The organism is Leptospira perdikensis, assembly GCF_004769575.1.
Taxonomy (GTDB): Bacteria; Spirochaetota; Leptospiria; order Leptospirales; family Leptospiraceae; genus Leptospira_A; species Leptospira_A perdikensis.
Window position 1 is genome coordinate 115054 of the sequence record NZ_RQGA01000013.1, and the last position, 21394, is coordinate 136447.

The window sequence follows — 21394 nt, forward strand, 5'->3', positions numbered from 1 at the left end:
CTTTTTGAAAAAAAGTGAACGACTGTTTACTGAATTCAGGTCATGAAACTCAACAAACGATACGCCCAAAAACTACGTACCCACGACAATCTATTGGAGAGTGCGCTACAATTGATGGGAGAGGAGAAAGGACTCGGCGACTTAAGCCTTCGCGAGGTGGCGGGAGAGGCCGGAATTGTCCCTGCGGCGTTTTACAGGCATTTTAAGAATATGGAAGAGCTGGGACTAACTCTCGTGGACGAATGCGGGGGCCGGATCCAAACCATTGTCGGAGATGCTAGAAACAAAGGGGCGTATAAGTCAGCCCTACAATTGACCATTGGGTTTTTCTTCGACTATGTGGCCAACAATCGCTCTTTATTTCGATTCATTGCTCGAGAACGAACAGGAGGCAATCGCAAGATCCGAGAAAAAATCCGAGAGTCCATGAAGGCCATCGCAACCGAACTTGCGAAAGATATGCGAATGCCTAAAATGATTCCTGTGGAGGACATTCAGTTTGCATCGGAACTAATTGTAAGTATTTGTTTTCTGATGGCTTCTGATTTTTTAGATTTAGCAGCCGATGCCCATTCTGAAATGAGAAAACTAAAACTACAAACCATCAAACAAGTTCGTTTGGTTTTTATTGGAGCGATCCGAGGAAGAAAAAAGAGATAAGAGAAAATTTGAAAACAAAACTTACCTAAGTCAGTTCATTTTCTCACTTGTCATTGGATTTCACAGGAAAGGAAATCATAATATTGAGGCCTTCACCTTTTTTGGAGACGGAAGAGAAAACACCTTTGAGTTGTGACGTCAAACTACGAATCAACTCATAACCAAAATGATTTCCCTTTTCAATATTCACTGAATCTGGCAAACCATCTCCATCATCCCCAACCGATAAAATAATATTTTCGTTCGAACGAGAGAGATGGATACGAACATCTCCCCCTTTTTCATTGGGATAAGCATACTTGAGTGCATTGGTCAATAATTCGTTGAGGATCAGACCCAAAGGAAGAGTTCGTTTGAGATCCAAACGAATGTCTTCTAACTTCACATCAAAACGAATCTTCGTTGGATTGAGAACAAAGATATCATGTAAGCTAAACACTAAGTCCTCAATGTACTTACGAAGGTCTACAGATTCCAAATCTTCCGATTGGTAGAGGTTTTCATAAACCTTGGACATAGACATGATTCGAGATTGTGCATTTAGGAATGATTGTTTCGCAATTTCATTTTCAACTTTAAAGGATTCTAAATTAAGAAGTCCAGATATGATTGCGAGAGTATTTTTAACCCGGTGTTGTAGTTCTTTCAGTAGGACATCTTTTTCTTCTACAGACTTAGCCAAACGACCTTCCATATCCAAAATTTTTGTCACATCCAAGTTGATCCACAAAATGAAACGTTCACCTGCAATTTCAAAGGCTTGGCTAAATACAAGAACATCAAACTTTTTCCCATCGGTATGTTCTACGGACATCCTTTCACCGGACATCCTTCCGTTTTCTTGGTAGGCTTTATTCAGTCGTTCTATTTCTGCAGGATTACTCCATGCCTTAAACTCTTCCGTTTTTCTACCGATGACTTTTGATTTCTCTAATTGGAAAAGAGTTTCCATCGAAGAGTTTACGTCCAAATAAGTACCATCTTTCACCGTAGATATAGCCATTGGAATTGGACTCAGTTGGAATACCTTTGCATATAAACTTTCGCCATCCTTTGGTGGAACCATAACAGATGCAGATGGTGTTTCTCTAAAAACAATCACTATTCCATTTAGATTTTTTTCAGTATCCAAAATAGGTGAAATTGTTTCAGTAACATGTGTTTCACGGCCACTGCGAGAAACAATAATCAAATCATTTCTACGTTCTGTATCAATTAGCTTTTTAGATGAACTCAAAAAAGGATAAGAGACTCGAGTTCTCGCATCGGCTTGAACCAAATACAAAAAAGAGGTAAGATCTTTTTCTACAACTTCAGGTTTTTGATAACCTAACATATCTAAAGCTTTATGATTAATTTCTCGAATCAATCCTTCGGGTGAAAGAACAATCACTCCGTCACCCATTGCTTCAAAAGTAATTCGAAGTTCTTTTTCACGAAACGCTAACGTTTGTTCTGCTTGATAAAGTTGAAGTGCGGATTGAATCATACACTCTACTATATCTGGACTTGAAATTTTAGGAACATATCCGTAATGTTTTACCTTACAAACACGATCCAAGATTTTGTTATCTGAATAACCACTAACAAAAAGAATAGGAATCTCGCGGTAAGAAAGAATCTTTTCTGCTAATTGGATTCCATCCATTCCGTCAGAAAGATTGATATCCATAAGTATTAAATCAACTCGTTCACCGGAAGTGATATAATCATAAGCATCATTTGAATTAGATACATATTGTACAGAATACCCTTTGTTTTTCAAAAACTCTGATTGTGAGATGGCCAATATGGCTTCGTCTTCCACAAGTAGAATATGACCTAAACTATGTTTGAGTTCTGTCAGTGGCATGGAGTCTTCTACCGATTTTCATAATTAGCTGGTATAAAAGCAATCGATTAAGATGACAAAATTTTATGAAAAAAAATCAAAACCTGTGCAATAAAAACAAAATGTAAATGTTGAACAGATGAATTTATTGGAGATTGAGACTGTCTAATGATTGGATATTATGTCGAGTTTTCGGCACAAACAAATGTTTGCTGACATAAAATTTACGTAAGAAACCGAACTACATAAAGATTTTTTATATCACTTGTTCTTTTTTCAGGTAAGGATATCTTCTAAACGAAATCTCACCTTTCGTTCGAATGATGAGAACACTCAAACTATACGGTTCTTGGAATCAAAAACCAAAACAGAACCGCTACAGAGTTACGGTATATTACCTAACGAATGTTACAAATGCTTTAGGAGTGAGAATCATTTGTTGGTTCAAAAAAAGCCAGATTTTCTGGACCCTCATGAATGACAATCCGTCGAATTCTGCCCTCCGAGGATTTCACATCTGCTTTTAAACCGGAATAAAACCAACGAGCGACATTCTCAGAAGTAGGATTGATTCCCTTAAAATCCGGATGGTCGTTGATAAGGAGGTGGTCAATGGAATGTACGAGTTCCATAAGTTTGGTTCGTGCGGTTAAAAAATCATAAGAAATGCCGTCTGGCCGAATGTTTGTATTTCCTTCCAAAAACACCTCCACCTTCCAGGAATGGCCATGAATGGGCTCGTCGGAGCCGTCGGCAAAGTACTGGTAGAGGAAATGGGCCGATTCAAACCGACCCTCAATTCGGACATAAAATTTCCCGTTTTCTTGGGTAAACATTCCATTGACGAATAGAGCATAGTCCAATATTTGTATAGTAATTTCCTTCCTGAGGGTTCTTAAGATGACTGAAACAACAAAACCGCGCTTTTTTAAAGAAATGACTGTGGGTGAAGCGATCGCAATCCATCCTGAAGCAGGTCTAGTTTTCTCCAGCTACCATTTAGGTGGATGTTCACACTGCTCCATCAATGAAGTAGAAACCATAGAACAAGTTTGTATGGGTTACGGTGTCGAGGTAGACACTCTCATCGATTCACTGAACAACCTTTTCTCTGAAGAATAGACTTATTTCTCAACTCCCACCGGGCCCAAATTGTGGCCCTCGTGTTTTTTCAACCCAGTGGTAACTCTATAGGTTTACGATGGCAAAACAGTTTGTACGTTTCCAATATAAGAACAAAATCGATTGGGGGCTCATGACTGATGAAAACATCCTCCCACTACAAATTGGAGACAAATCCACCAAAGACTTGCTAGTTGATCTTCAAAAAAAAAGAATCAAACTAAATCTTAAATCTAAAAAACGAATCCAAAAAAAGGACGTTGCAGTCCTCTCTCCAATTACCGCCCCTTGTCAGGTCATTTGCCAAGGAGCAAATTATAGTAAACATTCCTTGGAATCGGGACTCGATCCTAAATCCAAAACATACAATTTGTTTTTTACCAAATCAGATCTTTCTCTCACTACCGCGATCGGGGATGTGATTCGGCCAAATCATGTAGAACTTTTAGATTATGAAATTGAATTGGGAATTGTTTTTGGTAAAGATATAGATCTTCCGTTAGACGTTAAATCGTATCATCCAAATGAATACATTGCCGGTCTTTTTATTGCCAATGATATTTCTGCAAGAGACATTCAACTTCCACAACTACAATGGTATAAAGGAAAATCGTACCGCACGTTTTTCCCTGCGGGTCCCATCCTGCTTGTACTCGAACCGGGAGATTATGAACTGATCCAATCATTAGAGCTAAATCTAAAAGTCAACGGACAGTTAAGACAATCAGCAAAAGCCAACCAAATGGTTTTTCCACCGAAAGAATCGATTGCGGAACTCTCTTTATTTACGCAAATTCGAGTCGGTGATGTTTTGTTAACCGGAACACCTGCAGGATGTGCACTAAAAGCTCCCGGAAAATTAAAACAAATCTTTGCTAGTTTTCTACCAGAACATAAAAAATGGGACCTTTTTATCAAAGGCCAAAAAAAACGAACTGAGTATTTACAACCTGGAGATCTAATCAAAGCAACGATTCGTACGGCAGATGGAAAGATGGATTTAGGAGAACAAATCATTCAGGTAAAACAGGACTAAATTCATTGGACAACCTAACATATAGCATACCAGGACTTCTTTTTCCAGCGATCTCCTTACTAATGCTTGCTTATACCAACCGATTTTTTGGTTTGGCTAAACTTTCAAGACAACTACTCAGTGAATATGAAAATTCAAAATCGGAAATTTTAGAAAAACAAATCCATAATCTACGATTTCGGATTTCTCTGATTTTATATTCCCAAAGTGCCGGAATCTTTAGTTTGATTTTATGTACTTGTTCTATGGGTATGATTCCATTTTACAATATCGTGGCTTGGATTTTATTTGTTTCATCACTTTTATTTATGGTAATCTCTCTCGTACTTGCGCTCATTGAAATCCACTTGTCGGTAATTGCATTAGATATTGAAAGAAATTCGATACTAACGCAAGGCTCTAAATGAAAAAAATTCCACTTCTTTTCATGTTGATTTTTCTTCTCTGTAAAGAAGCTAAGCAAAATGTAGATCAAGATATTCCACCTACCGTAAAAAACCCAATGATTGAAAAGATTTGTGTGATTGCGAAAGATGGATTGAGTATTTATTCAAAACCATCATCTAATTCAGAAGTTATAACATCTGTTTCTAAGTTAACGAAACTAGATGTTATCGAGTATTCCGATTATGAAACAATAGGAAAAGATTCTGGTAAATGGGCAAAAATTTCCTTTCACAACAAAGTCGGATTTCTATTCGATCAGCAAACAATTTGGGATTGTTCTCTGTATAACGAAGAGCTAATAGAACCAGATAAGATTAATGATCGATCAATCGTTGGCTTTTGGGGTGAAGAAAATTATAGCCCTTATTATATTCACTTCATGAAAGATCATACATTTGACGGAAACATTTGGAATGGATGTGACGAAGATGGTTGTATATCTTATAATGTCGATGGAGATTGGAAAATTGTAAATGACGTTATTTATATGCGATCTGTATACAAATCCGATAATCAAAGTAGATTTTACATCTATGTAGTTAGAGAAAAAAAACTAACTTCCACTGACCTTGATTATTCTTTTTTACAGAACTATGGCAACGAATCGGTTTCCGGTATTAAAAAAATTAAAAAGTGATGATCCTACTTTAAATCCGTATCACAATTTTTCCAAAATGAGATCCTGATCTTAAATAGCGAATCGCTTCAGCCGATTCTTCTAATGTAAAAACTTTATCAACAATAGGCCGTAATCCAGAAACTTCGATGGCCTGGTTCATTTCTATAAATGCTTTTCTGCCACCGACAACTAAACCTTGAATTTTTAAATTGTTCATAACTGCTGGAAGCAAATTGAGCTCACCTGATTTACCGGCAAGAATCCCAATCAAATGGATGACACCAAACGGACGACAGGCGGCAATAGACTGTTCTAAGGTTCCAGCTCCTCCCACTTCAATTATATGATCGGCGCCTACTTTTTCTGTGATCCGACGAACTTCTTTTCCCCAATCGGGAGTTTCTTTGTAATTGATTAGGTAATCAGCACCTAACTCTTTTCCCCGTTCTAACTTTTCTCCACTGGAAGAAGTAAGAATGACTTTGGCGCCGACCAATTTCGCAAACTGCAATGCAAAGATAGAAACACCGCCAGTTCCTTGTACGACGACAAATTCACCTGGTTTTAATTGACTGAACTGAAATAAACCAGACCAGGCAGTAAGAGCAGCACAAGGCAAAGTTGCTGCTTCTTCATAAGATAAATGTGAAGGAATTCTAACAATACCAGTCTCTGGAACTAAAGCAAACTCTCGTAAGGTGCCAGGTAGTGGCCCCCCGATCGTATGGCGCATTTCTGCATGTGTTGCCTCTTTTGCTATCCATTTAGGCGCAAAAGTGAGAAGGACTCGATCTCCCAATTTCCATTCTGTCACTTGAGAGCCGACACCCGCCACTTCCCCAGCGCCATCACTGCAAGGAATTAAGGGGAGAGGGAACTTGGGATTGTATTTTCCTTCCACAACCAAAGAATCGCGGTAATTCAAAGAAGCCGCACGCATTCGAACAAGGACTTCCAGTGGACCTGGACTCGCTGGCTCAGGAATGTTTACAATTTCTAAATGATCCAAACCAAAACTTTGGATTTGTGCTTGTTTCATACTTTCTCTTAATTCCTTTTCAGATTCAAAAACATAACAACCGTAAAACGAACTATTTACTTAGAACAATTTCTCCATTCTCATTCAAAGGGAAAAATGGATTGTATGCCACTTCAAAAATATGGCCATCGAAATCCTTAAAATAAGCACTGTATCCACCCCAAAAAACTTTTGTAGGTTCTTTGAGTATTTCTGCACCTAACGCGCGCACTTTCTCAATTACCGCGTCAACTTCAGCTTCACTTATTTGGTTTTGAGCGAGTGTAATTCCGGAAAACTTTTGGCGTTTTTGGAAAGGAATACCTATATCTTCAGCTAAAGCTTCTTCACCAAACAAACCAAAAACGAGAGCCCCAATTTGAAAAAAAGCAACACTATCATTACTTTCTTCTGAACGTTTCCAACCGAGTCCCTTTTCATAAAATTCAATTGACCGTTTTAAATCGGAAACACCTAGGGTGATTAAATTGATTCGTGGATGCATAAACGAACTCCTTTGGCAAAAATATGAACTTTAGAAAAATAAAAATTATGAAAGAAGGATTTGAATTCACAAAACGAAGGTTTCATGGTAGATGGAGCCATTGGGTGGCGGGTGGTTAACCCCACCCAGTCTATATAGGGCGGGGACATGTACCTAAATACTCACCTGGAAAGAATTACTTCTTTCCAAGACCTGTAGTTTTCGCACCAACGAGGATTGACATGTTTCCTGATGGGTGTTTGTTTTCGCGCATCAACTGGTGACACTCACCAGTTTGTTCGAAACTATAAGTTTCAGCCAAAACTGGATCTACTTTTTTATCAATCACCAATTGGTTGAGATCACGACAGTTGTCGTCGTTTGCGAAGTGAGAACCTTGCAGACGTTTTTGTCTCATCCACAGATAACGAAGGTCAGCTGTTGCATTAAAACCAGTAGTTCCTGCACAAATCACTACCATACCACCTGTTTCGCAAACAAATACGGAAGTTGGAAGTGTAGTTTCACCTGGATGTTCGAATACGATTTGTGGGTTTTTGCCTTTACCAGCAATGTCCCAAATCGCTTTTCCAAATTCACGTGCTTGTTTGGTCCATTCAACAAAAGCTTCTGGTTTGTTGATATCAGAAGTGAGCCCACCCCAGTGTTTGAACTTGTTACGGTTGATCACACCAGCTGCACCTAAATTTTTACAAAAATCAATTTTGTCATCGGAAGAAACAACAGCGATTGGAATTCCACCAGCTGCCTTTACAATTTGGATCGCCATAGCACCAAGTCCACCGGCTCCACCCCAAATCAAAGCTACATCACCAGGTTTTACATCGTTTGGTTTCCAGTGGTGTAACATTCTATAGGCGGTTGCAGCAACTAACATATAAGCTGCAGAAGCTTCCCATGTTAGGTGTTGTGGGCGAGGAAGACACTGATGGTCTTGTACTTTGCAGAACTGTGCAAAGGAACCCCAATTGGATTCATATCCCCAAATGATTTGAGAAGGTGCATACATTGGATCTTTTCCAGCAAGAACCCATGGATCTTTTGGATCCCACATAGCACAATGGACAACAACTTCGTCACCCACTTTTACATTTTTAACTTCGGCTCCAACCTTATAGACAATTCCTGATGCATCAGATCCACCAATGTGAAATTTTTCTGGTTCGCCTTTTTTGTTACGAGCTGCGATCACATCAACTGGATATCCAAGGGCTGCCCAAACGTTGTTATAGTTAACTCCAGCAGCCATAGTGGCTACGAGAACTTCGTTCGGACCGATCTCCGGAACATCAATGACTTCTGATTGGAAAGAAGTTTTCGGCTCGCCGTAACGTTCCGGGCGAATGACCTGCGCGTGCATTTTTTTGGGCACAACTCCAATAGGAGGGAGTTCCCCTACTGGTACGATTTCTACGTTGCTCATAGATTACCTTTTACGAATCAAATTTATAGAGTTTCTTAGAACGTTTTAAAAAAGGCATCAATTGTCAATCGCTTCCCCACTCCATAGAGAAGGCAAATGTCCATGCAGATTGATAGAGTCTATACTCACGATCCCTTTGCAACGGGTAACGATAGGCCAAACTCATATTGTATTTTTCTGAAAAATTCCAAGAAAACCCTGCACTCGCCTCTGTAAAATACGATGGATTGGCTTTATCTTTCTCTTTGGAATAATCCACACCATTATAGGGATTGCGATACAATAGTCCCGTAAAGAGTGAAATCTCTGGCATCAAATAATACGTCACATACGCAGAAATGAGTGTGGTTTTTTTGAATTCATATTCTGGTTCCGGAGGGGAAGCCGATGGTTTACGAACATAATAAGGAATTCCATCATTGTCTTGTAAGTTGTTTGGTTGTGGACGCGAGAGAGGGTTTAATCCTCCGATTTTAGTCACAAAGGACCACTTCTCATACAAATAACCAAGTTTGATAAATCCAGAACCCGTATAATAATTTCCACCGGTAAACCGGTCGGTATCAGGCCCACTAGGAAATCCTACCGAACCTTCAATCACAAAGAAGTAAGGTTTATCTAAATCAAAGAAAGGTTGGTATTTAAAACCAAGATAAGTTTTTCCAATTCGTGCTGCATCCTCTCTTCCTCTTTGTTGGTAGTAGTTCCAAGGTACAGAAGCATTGAGAGCAAACCTTCCATCAAAAAAATTCATCTCCGCAAAAGCTGTCGTTGTAAAAAGATGACTATTTTCCCTTGTGGATTGGTAATAATCTTGCGTCATTACCAGATAGTTGGTTGGTTTTTCTCGTTTTCCAGTAAATGGATCCACAAATCTCGCAGTCGCATTTGGACTATCCGACGAACCAGTGTGATGCGAATATATTGAAGAAAAAGAAAACAGAAAAAATATGAATACTAAAAAACTTTGTTTCATCGTTCCACTCCAGGGAAACAACCAGGGAAACTAAAAACGATATCTTCTGCTTGGAGATTCTGAAGGAGTATATTGTATAGAGAGACATTGGAGACTTTCGATATAATAACAGGTCCCGCGACTGCAGACAATTGGTCTAAAAATCGGATAGGAGTTCCCGACACAGATCGATCTTGAAAAAGCGACAATAAAGAGGTTAATATTTCTATATTACCAGAACGACCTGATTTAATTGGAATCTTACATTTAGGAGTAATGGATTTATTTCCTTGCGGAAGTAAAATAGTAACATCTTTCGCTCCTACTGTCATTCTGATATAAATTTCTTCCCAACTCAAATTTGCAACCGCCACCACTCCTAGTGGCATATTCGAAGTCCGAGTGTTTGGATAAAGAAAACTCGCACCCGTTTCCACTGTACTATTGTACTGAGTGATGTTGGATACCGTGGAAGCAGATAAAAATGGATAGATTTTACCATACAAATCGTCCGCAGGTAAATCTAAGGGTACAGTATACGGTGTATGTGTTTTCGCTGTGGCCGTGGAACTTCTTTCCGAACTTGAGGTGGACACACCTAATGTTTGGTTTGGTGGGTTGATTCGATAACTACCCGTTTCCCAATTGATATAACTGCTACTTTGGATCACAATAACGTACGCCACCGAATTACTAGTCAAACTAAACTGATTTAGGTTATCATCTGCTTGGTCATCATAACTGCGAAGGTTGGTTCCGACCGCTACCGTTTGGTTGTTATTAAAAAAAATTAAGTTCTGAAGAATCGTCAATTTTTCCTTATTACTATCACCCACCGAACCAAAAGTACAGTGAGTGACTAGTAAAGAAAGAATCGCAATGAAACTGAGCCGATAATTTTGTTCTTTCATCAAAAGGGGCTCGCAAACTTTGGATTGGTCAAAAACTCATTATCAGTGAGGGCCAAAAGAAAATTTACCATATCATCTCTCTCTGTTGCACTGAGTGTAAAAGGGCGAATCAACGTAGTGTTTTTAGCTGTGTGACTGACACCACCTGATTCATAATGTTGGATCACTTTTGTTAATGCATCCCTCGCACAATCTTGTTTCGTTTTTCCGGTACCGGCAGCTTTGTTCGGATTATTAACATCATCACACATAAAAGTGCCATCATGCATATAGGGATAAGTTAAACCAATGTTTCGTAGTGATGGAGCACGAAATTTTCCTATATCGGCAGAATCTCCTGTAACATCAAATAACCCTTTTTTATCATTCGGAAGAGATGCATAATACGCATCCGTATGTATGCCATTACTATGATAAAAAAACTCTTGTGAACCGGAATTTCCATGAAATGTAGTGTCAGTAAAATTAAACCCACCGTGACAATGGAAACATTCTGCTCGTTCTCCATTAAATAAGTTCATTCCCCGAATTTCAGAAGCATTCAGAGCGCTACGATTGTTTCGAAAGTTATACTGATCAAACTTTGAATTTCCCGAAATCATCGTCCGCTGGAAACTCGCCAAGGCAAATCGTACGTTTTGTTCGTTTGCAGAGGAATCTCCAAAAGCACGTTGGAACATAGGTGCATATATCGAATTTGCATTCAATCGATTCACAAAATCGTTATTTTGTAATCCGAGTTCCACCGGTGTTGCCCCAAACATTGGCACTCGCGATTGAATTTCCAAATTTGTCATCAAGGGATTATTCCATGTGAGACGCGGATGGTAAGCTACATTCGAAAGATGTTGCGAATTTCTTGGGTGGATTTCACCAGTAATTCCAGAAGGAAATTCCTTCGCATCGGCAAATGCAAATTCCTGAATATGACAACTGGAACAAGACATCGACTGATCTCGCGAAAGAGAACGGTCATAAAATAAAAACCTGCCGAGTTCGACTTTCGCTTCACTCATTGGATTAACACTAGGAACCACCGGAGTCGGAAACCCTGGAGGTAGGTTCCAGTTGTACCCAGAAGGAACAGCAAACAATAATAACAATAAATTCTTAGTGTTATCTTCTTTGTTTGGATTGAGTCCATTCAAAAGAAACGCACATTGGAATTGTAAAACTATAAATAAGTATAAATAAATTCGATTCATAAATCCTCCTTCGGGGAAATAATCCCCGAAGAGTTAACCAATTAAGGTTTTAAATAAAACGCAGAATGGGTTCCAGAACTCACACCCGACGCAGAAACGAGACCTGTGCGAGTGATGACCTTAGCACACTCTGCGTTTGCATTTCCTGGCATACACATTCCAATCGCTGCCGATTTGGTGTTGGTTGTATCTAACAATTTTTGAACATCAAAGTAGACTGGGTTGGCGGACGGAACCCAGCTAGACCCTTGAGTGGAAGTAACTCGAATCGTTGGTCGATTAGGAAGTGTACAGGTAACCGAGGGAGCAGTTCCCGTACAACTTGCACTGCCCAAATGAAATGCAGAAGCCACAGTTGAACCAGAGTCGGTCGTTTTCCAATCAAATTTCATAAATATAAATCCACTGAGCCAACTCCACTGCATTTTAGTTATATTAAAAGGTGCGGAATTCGTCGTCTCTGTCATATGATTTAAACTATAAGGAACTCCTATTTTAAACTCGAGTCCTATCACATTTCCAGAAGGTCTCGAAGTACGAATGATTTTATTTGTTTCCGAAGTTCCTTCTGCCGCACAGTCACTTGTTCCGTCTTCAAAGTCAAGTAAAACCACTGAAGAAGTTTGCCACTTTCCATCTGGAACTAAAGTTGCATCTACTGTCGTACCGTCGTTTAACACATATTTAACGTCATGTACATAGAATCTTGCATCTTTAATATAAAGACCGTCACTGCCAGAAACACTCACGCCAGCGACAGAACTAACTTCCGTTCCGCACTTTACGCCGACTTTGCCAGCTGCGACCATTTCAAATGGTATTTCTACGCTACTCATTGCATTCACAACGACCAAACCAGCGAGTAAATTGGAATTATCTTCCTTTTTTTCACCCAACATCTCACAACCAAATACTGTGAGAATTGAAAATGCGACAAAAGTCATAAATGTATATAATTTCATTATAATATCCTATTTTTCTAATTTATCTTTCAAAATTGCCGAAAGACTGGCTCTTTAAATTAGGAACTAGATACGTGGTGGTCTGAGTAAAGTGGGAATTCTTCCATCCTCAAGAGTGGATGAAGACTCATTAATAGTATAAAAAATCACAGAAGGAACGGTAAAACCAAAAGCTAAATTTGGTCTATCCATAGTTTGGTGGTGTGAACGTAAAGAAAGTGCATCTTTTTTTTTCTTTTTGCAAGAACATAGATGGACTTCGCCATCTTTTGCTTCGTGGCAATTCGGTTTGAGTGCCAATTCCTTTGTGGTTTGGTGGTTATCCACATGAGCCGAAGATAAAGATTCAGTTTTCCCTTCCGAAAAGAGTTTGTCTTCTGCGTTTCCATGTTTTTCCTTTTTGGATCCATGGTTACAATGGCAGATTTTGGAATTAGACTCCAGGCAATACCCAAGTAACCCACTCCCTAAAAAAAGGAATTGGGTACAAAGAAATAAGGCCAAACTCCCGGCAATCCACCGTTTGCAGAACATCTACCCCATGCTTGACCACCCAACCCAAAAATCGAGCCAATTTTTGGACAAATTTGGTGTCCCCCCTCCTGCCCTTTGAAAACATGGTCTTGGAACCAATGCAAACGAGCTAGAGGCCATCAGATGAAACGCACGGAACTAGAACGCAGGGAACGAGAACTGCGAAAAGCAGAAAAGAAAAAGATCCAACCTGGGGAAAAAGAAGCCATGAGCGTAGGTGACTACATCGACGCCCTATTTGGAATGTTTCGTTATGATTCGGACGAGATTTTTAATGCAGCCGAAGACGAAAACATTTTAGAACTTCTGGAAAACATGAAAATGGAACATCCAGAAAAACAATGGGATGTCATCATTCGCAAGGCTGTAAACAAAACAAAAGTGGAACAAAAAGAAAAGGCTTACGACTCCCTTCGAATCCTTGCAGGAATTCCTGCCGTCACCGCTTAATTCCTTTTTTTTCCCTAACAAACAGATTTACAAGGGAAGGTCTTCGTCTTATAGTTGTGACCTTCCTGTATGAAACAGACCTTCACCTTCATTCTGTTATGTCTCTTTTATACCAACCTATTTGCTACTTCAAAATCTTGTCCAAACACTGATCCTGTTCCACTTTCCAGCACGGAAGGGAATACTTATGATCTTTCTCATCATTTAGTTTTTTTCACGGCAAGTCCTGCCATCCATTCCGTATCCGAAGTAACAAATCAGTTTCAAACAACAACTTTACAAAAATCCAACGGAGTTATACCCAATTTTGGAAACACTGACAAACAATACTGGTTTTGTTTTGTCATTCACAATGATGAAACAAAACAAAAACGGATTGTCACCTACATCAAATACCCTTTACTTGATGATGTAAAATTTTTCGCATTACGAGAATCAGGTGACGTTTCAGAAAACCAACAAGGAAGAAGATTTCCGTTTAAAAATAGAGATCGGGACTACCGAGGTTTTAGTTTTGCGACTGACTTATTGCCGAAGGAAACCGTAACTTATTTTGTTGGTGTGAAAACAGATAGCTCTGTGTCTGTACCACTTATGGTAGCGGAGGAGAAAAACTTTTATACATTTGTTTCTTTAGACACTCTATTCCAAGGTATATTTTTTGGAATCGTAGGTGTGATGAGTATCTACAATCTGTTTGTATACTTCATGGTACGAGACAAAGCATACATCTTTTATGTTTTGTATTTACTCATTGCTGCAATTTTGTTCCAATTTTCACTTCAAGGTTTATTGCCTGTTTTATTTTTTCCCAACTCACCTGAACTGGTATACAACTCTCACAACCTACTTTACTTTTTATTTTTACTCACTTGTTTCCCAATGAGTATTACCTTTATGAACTTAAAGACCAATGCTCCACTCATCCGTAAATGTTTTTTGGGACTGATGGTCATCTCTGTTATTTGTATTTGCCTCCTTCCTTTTTTACCTTACCGCATTATGAACCAAGCAGGAGATATATTTTCGTTTTTACTCGCCTTCTTTGCTTTGTTTGTTTCTTATTACGTGGCCTTTATCAAAAAGTTCCCACCTGCGAGGTTTTATTTTTACGGATACTTTATGGTGATCGTGGGAGGGCTTGCGACGGTCCTCAAGTATATGGGATTTTTTCCAGTAAATACATTCACGGAGAATTCGTTTCAAGTCGGAATGGCGATAGAAGTACTTCTTATGGCCTTTGGACTTGGAGATAGAATCTCTGTAGTCCGCAAAGAAAAGGATAGAATTCAATTTAAAGCGGAAATCAACAAACAAAAGTTAATTGCCTACGGAAAAGAACTTAAGTTAGCCCAAAAACTTCAAGAGTCCACTCTTCCCCAAATTCTACCTAAGTTTCCAGGACTCATTATCAAAACGGGATACTTCCCCGCCTCTTTAGTTGGTGGTGATTTTTATGATCTTACCGTTTATGGGAAACACCAGATTTGTTGTTTGATCGCAGATGTAACGGGACATGGAGTTCCTGCCGCCATTGAAGCTGCCATGTTAAAGATTGCCTATATGCAAACTCTAGCTTTTGCCAATAAACCAGGAAAAGTTTTAGAAAGTATCAACGTATCCCTTGCCGGCAATTATAAAAATCAATTCTTAACTGCCAGTGCCATCTTTATTGATTTGGATCTCAAACAACTACGGGTTGCAAATGCAGGCCATCCTGCCTTGTACAAATTCAATGAAAATTCCACAACCATCGAAGTGATCCGACCGAAAGGAAAACTCATCGGATACTCTAAAGAAGTACAATACCCAGAAGAAATTCACAATGTATCTCCCGGTGACAAAATTTTATTATTTACCGATGGGATTTGGGATTTGTGGGAAAATGGTGATTCCGGCGAACAAGAATTAATTGGTTGGTTACTTGAGCGGAAGGCTGAGTCTGTGGAATCGTTGTATGGTGGGATTGATGAACACATTCGTCTACGGAACAAAGAAGGTCCCGCAGACGATGATATAACATTTATTTTGTTCGAAATTAACTAATATGCGGACTAAACGTCCGCATAAATCGCCGCATTCAAAAGTCTGGAGATATTATCCAAATTACGAGAAACGTCTCTATAAAGAAGGGCTGGCATCAAATTGTCTTTTTTCTGATACTTTTTCTTCTTCACTTTAGAATCATTCTTTTTAACGGAACGAATCATTTGAAAACGATACTCACGACTTTGGCTACGAATCTGTGGGTTACCAAGGATGTCAAAAGTTTCACTTTGTTCCAAGTTCACAAGCAAGATGTCGTAATGGTGTTTGAGTAAATCCATTTGGTCTTTTACCGAATGAGTGAAGGATTTATCTAAGGAAACCTTTTGGCGGTGTGACTTTCTCATCTTTCTTGCAATTGATGCAAAATTATCACCCATTTCTTCCACAGCCTTCACTCTTTCCATAATTCCTAAAACATCTTTCGCATAGTTTCCGGTAATACCAGTTTCTTGGATTTGGTTTAGGTAGGTAAGAACTTCTGACCTTACTTGGTCTAACTCTTCTTCTTTTTTTAATACCTGGAGGACACGAGTGGCATCGTAAGGTTGTAATAAAATTTGTTCTGTTAAACGAAGGAAGTCGTATGTGTCTCGAATGATTTTTTTAGTAAACTCAACAAGTTCCACCATCGCAAGTTCTGTGGTTTTAACAGCACCAGCTTGCAAAAGACGAATGGAATCTTTGTCTTTTCCTGTTTTGGATGCAAGTCCATCCACAATGGCACTCACTACTTTGGTAATTGTATTCACAAACCAAATGAGAATCAGAGTGTTCGTGATATTAAACATCGTGTGGAAAAGAGAGATATGAAATCTTGTCGATTCTTTATCAGTCAATGGATCCCCAGGAATCAAATCATCCACAATTCCAGTGAACAATTTAAAGAACAGTAAGGCCCAGATCACCCCGAACACATTGAATAATGTATGTGCAAGAGCGGCCTTTTTAGCATTTCGATTTCCCGGAATGGCAGCAAGGTTTGCTGTAATCGTAGTTCCAATGTTTTCACCAAGGATCATACCATAAGCGGCATCAATCGGTATATAACCGGAGAAAGCGAGTGTGATGGTGATAGTTGTGGAAGCAGAAGAAGATTGGATAACAATCGTTAAAAGAGCTCCAATCAAAACGAATAACAATATGGTGTTGAATCCCATATTTGTGTATTGTTGCAAAAATAGAAAACTCTCTGGATCTTTTGCACTATCAGGAACGGATGATTTTAAATAATCCAATCCTAAAAACAAAAATCCAAATCCGATCAGGAAACTTCCCCAACCCGATCTACTTTCTTTTCTCGAGAAATTTAAAATCACTCCGGCAGCAACCGCTGGTAAAGCGAAGGATGCAATGTTGAACTTAAATCCTAAAAAAGATACAATCCATGCAGTGATGGTGGTTCCAATGTTGGCCCCCATGATCACACCGATGGCTTGGGCGAGTGAAATTAAACCAGCATTCACAAATCCAACCACTAGAACGGTGGTTGCCGAACTGGATTGTATTGTAGATGTAATAAATAGTCCGCTGAACACAGCGGAAACTCGATTTCTCGTCATAGACGAAAGGAAGGAACGAAGCCTATCCCCCGCCACGCGTTGTAAGGACTCACTTAGTAATTTCATCCCATAGATGAAAATGCCGAGTCCGCCTAAAACCTGAATGAGTAGTGACCAATTCATAGATGTAATATTTCCAAGGTTTAATTTCTTTGATTACAATTTGGTACCAACCTTTTATTCGGTTGCAGTATTTTTTTCCGCTGGTACTTTGTAACCAATATGTCAAAAACCATCAGCAAAGGAATGGTTGTAGGATTTTCCTATCACCTAAAGAACGCCCAGGGAGAAACTCTGGACCAATCAGACGAACCACTATTATATCTCCACGGCTGGCAAAATATCATTCCCGGTTTGGAAAAAGAACTAGAAGGATTAGTAAACGGAGATTCCAAAAATGTAACTGTACCACCTGAAGATGGTTATGGGACATATAACGAAGCTCTGATCTTTCAAGTTCCCAAAACGGAACTTCCGGCAGAAGCCGAGTTAGAAGTGGGAATGGAATTCCAAACGGATACTCCCGAAGGTAGAATGGTTCTATACCTTCAAGAGGTTCGTGATGCGGATGTCATTCTGAACGGCAATCACCCGTTAGCTGGAGAAACTCTTCACTTTGCAGTGACAATTAAGTCCATTCGCGAAGCAACAGAAGAAGAATTACAACACGGTCACGTGCACGGTCCAGGCGGACACCACCACCACTAGAATTCTCTTTTTTTATTTTCTCTCTGGGTCTTCTTTCAGATTGCTTTTTTTAGAAAGGGTAATTACACTGACAGAAGATTCAGAGTATTGTTGATTTTCACCGCCGAAGTAGTCCTTTCAAGCTTGCACGCTGGTAGCTTTCCCAAGTTTTTCCCTGCATTTTTCTGGAGTTCTTACCCAAAATCCCTTTTAGGGTCCCGACGATTGTAAATCTAGAATTCCCGAGTCAACTTTAACAAACAGGACAAAAACTATGTCAGTAAACATTTACGTTGGCAACCTCTCTTACGATATGACTGAAGGTAAACTCAGTGAGCTTTTCGGAGCACACGGAGCAGTAACTTCTGCAAAAATCATCACTGACCAGTATTCTGGCCGTTCTAAAGGTTTCGGATTCATCGAAATGAAAGATGGAAAAGAAGCTGATAACGCAATTAAAGAACTTAACGGAAAGAACATTCTTAACCGTGAGATGAAAGTAAACATCGCAAAACCTAAAACTAACAACTGGAGATAATCTAGTTCGTTAAAAATCCGTCGCTTAACTTGGTTTAAGTGGCGGATTTTTTTTGTTTTTTTTGTTTTTTTTGTCTTTTTTGTTTTTTTGAAAAATAAAAAGGCTACTACCAATCCTTCTTTAAACAAATTTTCCTATTCCCTTTTCCTTCATTACACCCTACCCCTTACAAAACCACCTGGTATTTCGATTTCATCTTTTCTATTTGTTCTTCCGGAATTTGGTGTACATTTTTTCCTCCATGTCGATTCTCCACAGTCACAACATGAAGTTGATATTCGAATTCATTCGCTAAACGAATGTAAGGTTCCAATTCCCAATCTAAAGTAAATGTATTGTCCACGATGACAAAAGGAATTCCAAGTTCCAGGGCTTGTTTGGTTTTGGTTTCACAGTCTTTGTAGGCTAAGTGATTTTTTTTATAATCAAAATGATAATCACCAACCTCATCTTCAAAATAGGAATCAATGGAAAAGATGGGTGCCGTATTGGTGATGGAAATGGCTTTTGCCAAACTAGTTTTTCCTGAACCAGGAATGCCTCTTAAAGCTAGTAATGTTTTTGTTGGTTCAATGGAAGTGAGAATTGGTCTCAGGTCTTGTGATTGCTTCGGTTCCATTTCCAAATCTTGGTTCTTTTTCCCAATAGGGAAAGAGAAAAATCTAGCAAGGAATGGTTCTATCTGAAAGAATAGAGCAGAAACAAGGAGACTTTTGTGTCATACGAAGCTTATAAACTCATCCATATTTTCGGAATGTACCTTTTATTTTTATCCCTCGGCGGAATCGCTCTCTACACCATCAATGGTGGCAAAAAATCAGAAAACAAATTCAAAGCTGTGGCTGCTATCACACATGGTGTAGGACTTTTGCTCATCATCGTTGCAGGATTTGGCCTTATGAAGTTTCGAGGAATTTCTCATTCCGCACTTCCAGTTTGGGTGATTTTAAAAATCGTCATCTGGCTTGCGTTTGGTGGACTTTTAGCGATGGCTTCCAAAAAAGAGAAATTTGCAAAAATCCTTTGGTTTGTATTCCCACTTTTGGGTCTTTCCGCGGCTTACCTCGCTTTCTACCAACCGTTTTAATTTTCTAAATCACATCCTCCCGGATATTCTAACACGGGAGGGTATCAATTTTTCATTCTCACCTTTTTCTTTTTCGATTCTCAAATCTAACTCTGTCTACATAAAGAAGACAATTTATGTAAATTGAATCTCGAGGGAATATGAAAACAAGAATCGAAACCGACTCTATGGGTGAAATTGAAGTAGAAAATTCTCGTTATTGGGGTGCACAAACCGAACGTTCCCTCCACCACTTCCACATCGGCAATGACAGATTTCCGAGAGAGATGATTCGAGCTCTTGGGATTTTAAAAAAATCCGCAGCACTGACAAACAAAGATTTGGGAATTTTATCCTCAGAAAAAACAGAACTCATTGTGAAGGCGGCTGAAGAAGTCATCAATGGAACTTTGGATGCACATTTCCCTCTTGTGATTTGGCAAACGGGATCGGGAACACAAACCAATATGAATGTGAATGAAGTCATTTCCAATCGTGCCATCGAAATGGTAGGTGGAGTTATGGGTTCCAAAAAACCAATCCATCCCAATGATGATGTCAACAAAGCCCAAAGTTCCAACGATACCTTTCCCACAGCCATGCACATTGCTTGTGCCGAACAATTGGTTCACAAACTAATTCCCGCCTTACAAACGCTTCATGATACCTTGGAAATTAAAACAAATGAGTTTGCAGATATCATTAAAATTGGTAGAACCCATTTGCAAGATGCCACACCACTCACTCTCGGTCAGGAATTTTCAGGTTATGTCCAACAACTCTCTTATTCGATTGATAGAATCAAACGGGTGTTACCTTCTATTTACCGATTGGCACTTGGAGGAACTGCTGTAGGAACAGGACTCAATACCCATCCGGATTTTGCAGTGAAAGCCGCTGCGGCCATTACCAAAGAAACAGGACTTCCCTTTGTCACTGCGGAAAACAAATTTGAGGCTCTAGCCGCACATGATTCCCTTGTGGAAGTGAGTGGAGTTTTGAAAACCATCGCATGTTCCCTGATGAAAATAGCAAACGATATCCGTTGGTTGGCTTCTGGCCCACGATCTGGAATCGGTGAAATTTCCATTCCCGAAAACGAGCCAGGTTCTTCCATTATGCCAGGCAAAGTCAATCCCACCCAATCCGAAGCCATGACCATGGTGGCCGCACAAGTCATTGGAAATGATGTAGCAGTGAATGTCGGAGGGTCTTCGGGAAATTTTGAACTGAATGTATTCAAACCATTGATTATTTTTAATGTTCTCAATTCCATACGATTGTTAGCGGATGCGACCCTGTCTTTCGAAGAACATTGTGCAAGGGGAATTGAGGCCAATAAGGAAACCATAAACCAAAACTTAAACAGGTCCCTCATGCTTGTGACGGCTCTTAACCCCTACATTGGATATGACAACGCAGCCAAAATTGCCAAAACAGCTCATAAAGAAAATTCTACCCTAAAGGAAGCAGGAATCAAATTAGGAATCCTCACGGCAGAAGAATTTGATCTTTGGGTGAAACCAGAAGAGATGATTTCACCCAAAGAATAAAAATAATTTTGGATCACAAATTATATCAATATATAATAATATTATAATTAACAAATATTTAGTTAAAAAAATTCAATCTATAAAATGTTTGACTTTTATCTAGAATCCTTTTTATTTGCATATGTCTAGCTCATATAGAGACGGGGGAACCAAATTTTGGGGCGTACTGCAATTGCAGAGGATATCTCTCAATCCTAGCCCGACAGCTAACCTCGGAGACTTTGAGGGAAGGTAAACAACCTTCCACAAACGATTTTTGTAAGG

Annotated in this window: 23 protein-coding genes and 1 riboswitch; of the genes, 11 read left to right on the plus strand and 12 right to left on the minus strand. The window is 39.3% G+C overall.

Going from position 1 to position 21394, the window contains the following annotated elements:
* Positions 1–42 precede the first annotated feature (42 nt).
* A complete protein-coding gene (locus EHQ49_RS11475) occupies positions 43–660 on the plus strand; it encodes a TetR family transcriptional regulator (protein WP_135579513.1) in 618 nt (205 codons plus the stop codon).
* A gap of 43 nt (positions 661–703) precedes the next feature.
* Here EHQ49_RS11475 and EHQ49_RS11480 read toward each other — a convergent pair whose 3' ends face one another.
* Entirely contained in the window at positions 704–2512 is a 1809-nt protein-coding gene (locus tag EHQ49_RS11480) for a histidine kinase dimerization/phosphoacceptor domain -containing protein (protein WP_135579515.1), read from the minus strand.
* A 398-nt stretch (positions 2513–2910) separates the two neighbouring features.
* Complete coding sequence (locus EHQ49_RS11485; protein ID WP_135580022.1) at positions 2911–3327, minus strand: 6-carboxytetrahydropterin synthase; 417 nt, start codon at positions 3325–3327, stop codon at positions 2911–2913.
* Between the two features lie 64 nt (positions 3328–3391).
* On the opposite strand from EHQ49_RS11485, the gene EHQ49_RS11490 reads away from it, so the two are divergent.
* The 4 genes from EHQ49_RS11490 (at position 3392) to EHQ49_RS11505 (ending at position 5733) form a co-directional block, all read left to right on the plus strand.
* A complete protein-coding gene (locus EHQ49_RS11490) occupies positions 3392–3613 on the plus strand; it encodes a DUF1858 domain-containing protein (protein WP_002973441.1) in 222 nt (73 codons plus the stop codon).
* 79 nt (positions 3614–3692) lie between these two features.
* Positions 3693–4649, plus strand: a complete 957-nt coding sequence (locus EHQ49_RS11495; protein ID WP_135579517.1) for a fumarylacetoacetate hydrolase family protein — start codon at positions 3693–3695, stop codon at positions 4647–4649.
* A 5-nt stretch (positions 4650–4654) separates the two neighbouring features.
* Positions 4655–5056, plus strand: a complete 402-nt coding sequence (locus tag EHQ49_RS11500; protein WP_135579519.1) for a DUF2721 domain-containing protein — start codon at positions 4655–4657, stop codon at positions 5054–5056.
* Positions 5053–5733 (plus strand): SH3 domain-containing protein, encoded by a 681-nt coding sequence (locus EHQ49_RS11505; protein ID WP_135579521.1) that lies wholly within the window; start codon positions 5053–5055, stop codon positions 5731–5733. Before EHQ49_RS11500 ends, EHQ49_RS11505 begins: the two co-directional genes overlap by 4 nt.
* A 10-nt stretch (positions 5734–5743) precedes the next feature.
* Here EHQ49_RS11505 and EHQ49_RS11510 read toward each other — a convergent pair whose 3' ends face one another.
* The 8 genes from EHQ49_RS11510 to EHQ49_RS11545 all read right to left on the minus strand — a co-directional run bounded on the left by EHQ49_RS11510 (position 5744) and on the right by EHQ49_RS11545 (position 13198).
* Positions 5744–6754: a zinc-dependent alcohol dehydrogenase family protein gene (locus EHQ49_RS11510; protein WP_135579523.1), complete on the minus strand. Its 1011-nt coding sequence runs from the start codon at positions 6752–6754 to the stop codon at positions 5744–5746.
* Positions 6755–6806: 52 nt separating this feature from the next.
* A complete protein-coding gene (locus EHQ49_RS11515) occupies positions 6807–7238 on the minus strand; it encodes a VOC family protein (RefSeq protein ID WP_135579525.1) in 432 nt (143 codons plus the stop codon).
* 175 nt (positions 7239–7413) lie between these two features.
* Complete coding sequence (gene ccrA, locus EHQ49_RS11520) at positions 7414–8661, minus strand: crotonyl-CoA carboxylase/reductase (protein ID WP_135579527.1); 1248 nt, start codon at positions 8659–8661, stop codon at positions 7414–7416.
* Positions 8662–8725: 64 nt separating this feature from the next.
* A complete protein-coding gene (locus EHQ49_RS11525) occupies positions 8726–9637 on the minus strand; it encodes an LIC11086 family outer membrane transporter (RefSeq protein ID WP_135579529.1) in 912 nt (303 codons plus the stop codon).
* Positions 9634–10527, minus strand: coding sequence for a hypothetical protein (locus EHQ49_RS11530; RefSeq protein WP_135579531.1), 894 nt, complete (start codon positions 10525–10527; stop codon positions 9634–9636). The genes EHQ49_RS11525 and EHQ49_RS11530 overlap by 4 nt, the downstream gene beginning before the upstream one ends.
* A complete protein-coding gene (locus EHQ49_RS11535; RefSeq protein ID WP_135579533.1) occupies positions 10527–11732 on the minus strand; it encodes an MbnH family di-heme enzyme in 1206 nt (401 codons plus the stop codon). Before EHQ49_RS11535 ends, EHQ49_RS11530 begins: the two co-directional genes overlap by 1 nt.
* Before the next feature lie 41 nt (positions 11733–11773).
* Positions 11774–12694: an MbnP family copper-binding protein gene (locus EHQ49_RS11540; protein ID WP_135579535.1), complete on the minus strand. Its 921-nt coding sequence runs from the start codon at positions 12692–12694 to the stop codon at positions 11774–11776.
* Positions 12695–12760: 66 nt separating this feature from the next.
* Positions 12761–13198, minus strand: a complete 438-nt coding sequence (locus EHQ49_RS11545; RefSeq protein WP_135579537.1) for an LIC_11090 family protein — start codon at positions 13196–13198, stop codon at positions 12761–12763.
* Between the two features lie 153 nt (positions 13199–13351).
* Here EHQ49_RS11545 and EHQ49_RS11555 point away from each other — a divergent pair, with 153 nt between their 5' ends.
* Both EHQ49_RS11555 and EHQ49_RS11560 read left to right on the plus strand, forming a co-directional pair.
* Complete coding sequence (locus EHQ49_RS11555; protein ID WP_135579539.1) at positions 13352–13678, plus strand: LB_289 family protein; 327 nt, start codon at positions 13352–13354, stop codon at positions 13676–13678.
* Between the two features lie 69 nt (positions 13679–13747).
* Positions 13748–15724: a 7TM diverse intracellular signaling domain-containing protein gene (locus tag EHQ49_RS11560; protein WP_135579541.1), complete on the plus strand. Its 1977-nt coding sequence runs from the start codon at positions 13748–13750 to the stop codon at positions 15722–15724.
* Between the two features lie 8 nt (positions 15725–15732).
* Here EHQ49_RS11560 and EHQ49_RS11565 read toward each other — a convergent pair whose 3' ends face one another.
* A complete protein-coding gene (locus EHQ49_RS11565) occupies positions 15733–17409 on the minus strand; it encodes a Na/Pi cotransporter family protein (protein ID WP_135579543.1) in 1677 nt (558 codons plus the stop codon).
* 99 nt (positions 17410–17508) lie between these two features.
* Here EHQ49_RS11565 and EHQ49_RS11570 point away from each other — a divergent pair, with 99 nt between their 5' ends.
* Entirely contained in the window at positions 17509–17994 is a 486-nt protein-coding gene (locus EHQ49_RS11570; protein ID WP_135579545.1) for an FKBP-type peptidyl-prolyl cis-trans isomerase, read from the plus strand.
* Between the two features lie 253 nt (positions 17995–18247).
* On the plus strand, positions 18248–18511 hold the full coding sequence (locus EHQ49_RS11575; RefSeq protein ID WP_035983131.1) for an RNA recognition motif domain-containing protein: 264 nt from the start codon (positions 18248–18250) through the stop codon (positions 18509–18511).
* A 166-nt stretch (positions 18512–18677) separates the two neighbouring features.
* Here the strand turns inward: EHQ49_RS11575 and EHQ49_RS11580 are convergent, their stop codons facing one another.
* A complete protein-coding gene (locus EHQ49_RS11580) occupies positions 18678–19085 on the minus strand; it encodes an AAA family ATPase (RefSeq protein ID WP_208732215.1) in 408 nt (135 codons plus the stop codon).
* 180 nt (positions 19086–19265) lie between these two features.
* Here EHQ49_RS11580 and EHQ49_RS11585 point away from each other — a divergent pair, with 180 nt between their 5' ends.
* Together EHQ49_RS11585 and fumC are read left to right on the plus strand one after the other, a co-directional pair.
* A complete protein-coding gene (locus EHQ49_RS11585) occupies positions 19266–19598 on the plus strand; it encodes a hypothetical protein (RefSeq protein ID WP_208732216.1) in 333 nt (110 codons plus the stop codon).
* Positions 19599–19738: 140 nt separating this feature from the next.
* Positions 19739–21130 (plus strand): class II fumarate hydratase, encoded by a 1392-nt coding sequence (fumC, locus tag EHQ49_RS11590; protein ID WP_135579551.1) that lies wholly within the window; start codon positions 19739–19741, stop codon positions 21128–21130.
* A 112-nt stretch (positions 21131–21242) separates the two neighbouring features.
* Positions 21243–21366: riboswitch (cyclic di-AMP (ydaO/yuaA leader) on the plus strand.
* Positions 21367–21394 lie beyond the last annotated feature (28 nt).

Bases quoted from the DNA above. Each gene is read 5' to 3' on its own strand.
- EHQ49_RS11475 (WP_135579513.1), top strand. From the start codon at position 43: ATGAAACTCAACAAACGATACGCCCAAAAACTACGTACCCACGACAAT.
- EHQ49_RS11480 (WP_135579515.1), bottom strand. From the start codon at position 2,512: ATGCCACTGACAGAACTCAAACATAGTTTAGGTCATATTCTACTTGTG.
- EHQ49_RS11485 (WP_135580022.1), bottom strand. From the start codon at position 3,327: ATGTTTACCCAAGAAAACGGGAAATTTTATGTCCGAATTGAGGGTCGG.
- EHQ49_RS11490 (WP_002973441.1), top strand. From the start codon at position 3,392: ATGACTGAAACAACAAAACCGCGCTTTTTTAAAGAAATGACTGTGGGT.
- EHQ49_RS11495 (WP_135579517.1), top strand. From the start codon at position 3,693: ATGGCAAAACAGTTTGTACGTTTCCAATATAAGAACAAAATCGATTGG.
- EHQ49_RS11505 (WP_135579521.1), top strand. From the start codon at position 5,053: ATGAAAAAAATTCCACTTCTTTTCATGTTGATTTTTCTTCTCTGTAAA.
- EHQ49_RS11510 (WP_135579523.1), bottom strand. From the start codon at position 6,754: ATGAAACAAGCACAAATCCAAAGTTTTGGTTTGGATCATTTAGAAATT.
- EHQ49_RS11515 (WP_135579525.1), bottom strand. From the start codon at position 7,238: ATGCATCCACGAATCAATTTAATCACCCTAGGTGTTTCCGATTTAAAA.
- ccrA (WP_135579527.1), bottom strand. From the start codon at position 8,661: ATGAGCAACGTAGAAATCGTACCAGTAGGGGAACTCCCTCCTATTGGA.
- EHQ49_RS11525 (WP_135579529.1), bottom strand. From the start codon at position 9,637: ATGAAACAAAGTTTTTTAGTATTCATATTTTTTCTGTTTTCTTTTTCT.
- EHQ49_RS11530 (WP_135579531.1), bottom strand. From the start codon at position 10,527: ATGAAAGAACAAAATTATCGGCTCAGTTTCATTGCGATTCTTTCTTTA.
- EHQ49_RS11535 (WP_135579533.1), bottom strand. From the start codon at position 11,732: ATGAATCGAATTTATTTATACTTATTTATAGTTTTACAATTCCAATGT.
- EHQ49_RS11540 (WP_135579535.1), bottom strand. From the start codon at position 12,694: ATGAAATTATATACATTTATGACTTTTGTCGCATTTTCAATTCTCACA.
- EHQ49_RS11555 (WP_135579539.1), top strand. From the start codon at position 13,352: ATGAAACGCACGGAACTAGAACGCAGGGAACGAGAACTGCGAAAAGCA.
- EHQ49_RS11560 (WP_135579541.1), top strand. From the start codon at position 13,748: ATGAAACAGACCTTCACCTTCATTCTGTTATGTCTCTTTTATACCAAC.
- EHQ49_RS11565 (WP_135579543.1), bottom strand. From the start codon at position 17,409: ATGAATTGGTCACTACTCATTCAGGTTTTAGGCGGACTCGGCATTTTC.
- EHQ49_RS11570 (WP_135579545.1), top strand. From the start codon at position 17,509: ATGTCAAAAACCATCAGCAAAGGAATGGTTGTAGGATTTTCCTATCAC.
- EHQ49_RS11575 (WP_035983131.1), top strand. From the start codon at position 18,248: ATGTCAGTAAACATTTACGTTGGCAACCTCTCTTACGATATGACTGAA.
- EHQ49_RS11585 (WP_208732216.1), top strand. From the start codon at position 19,266: ATGTACCTTTTATTTTTATCCCTCGGCGGAATCGCTCTCTACACCATC.
- fumC (WP_135579551.1), top strand. From the start codon at position 19,739: ATGAAAACAAGAATCGAAACCGACTCTATGGGTGAAATTGAAGTAGAA.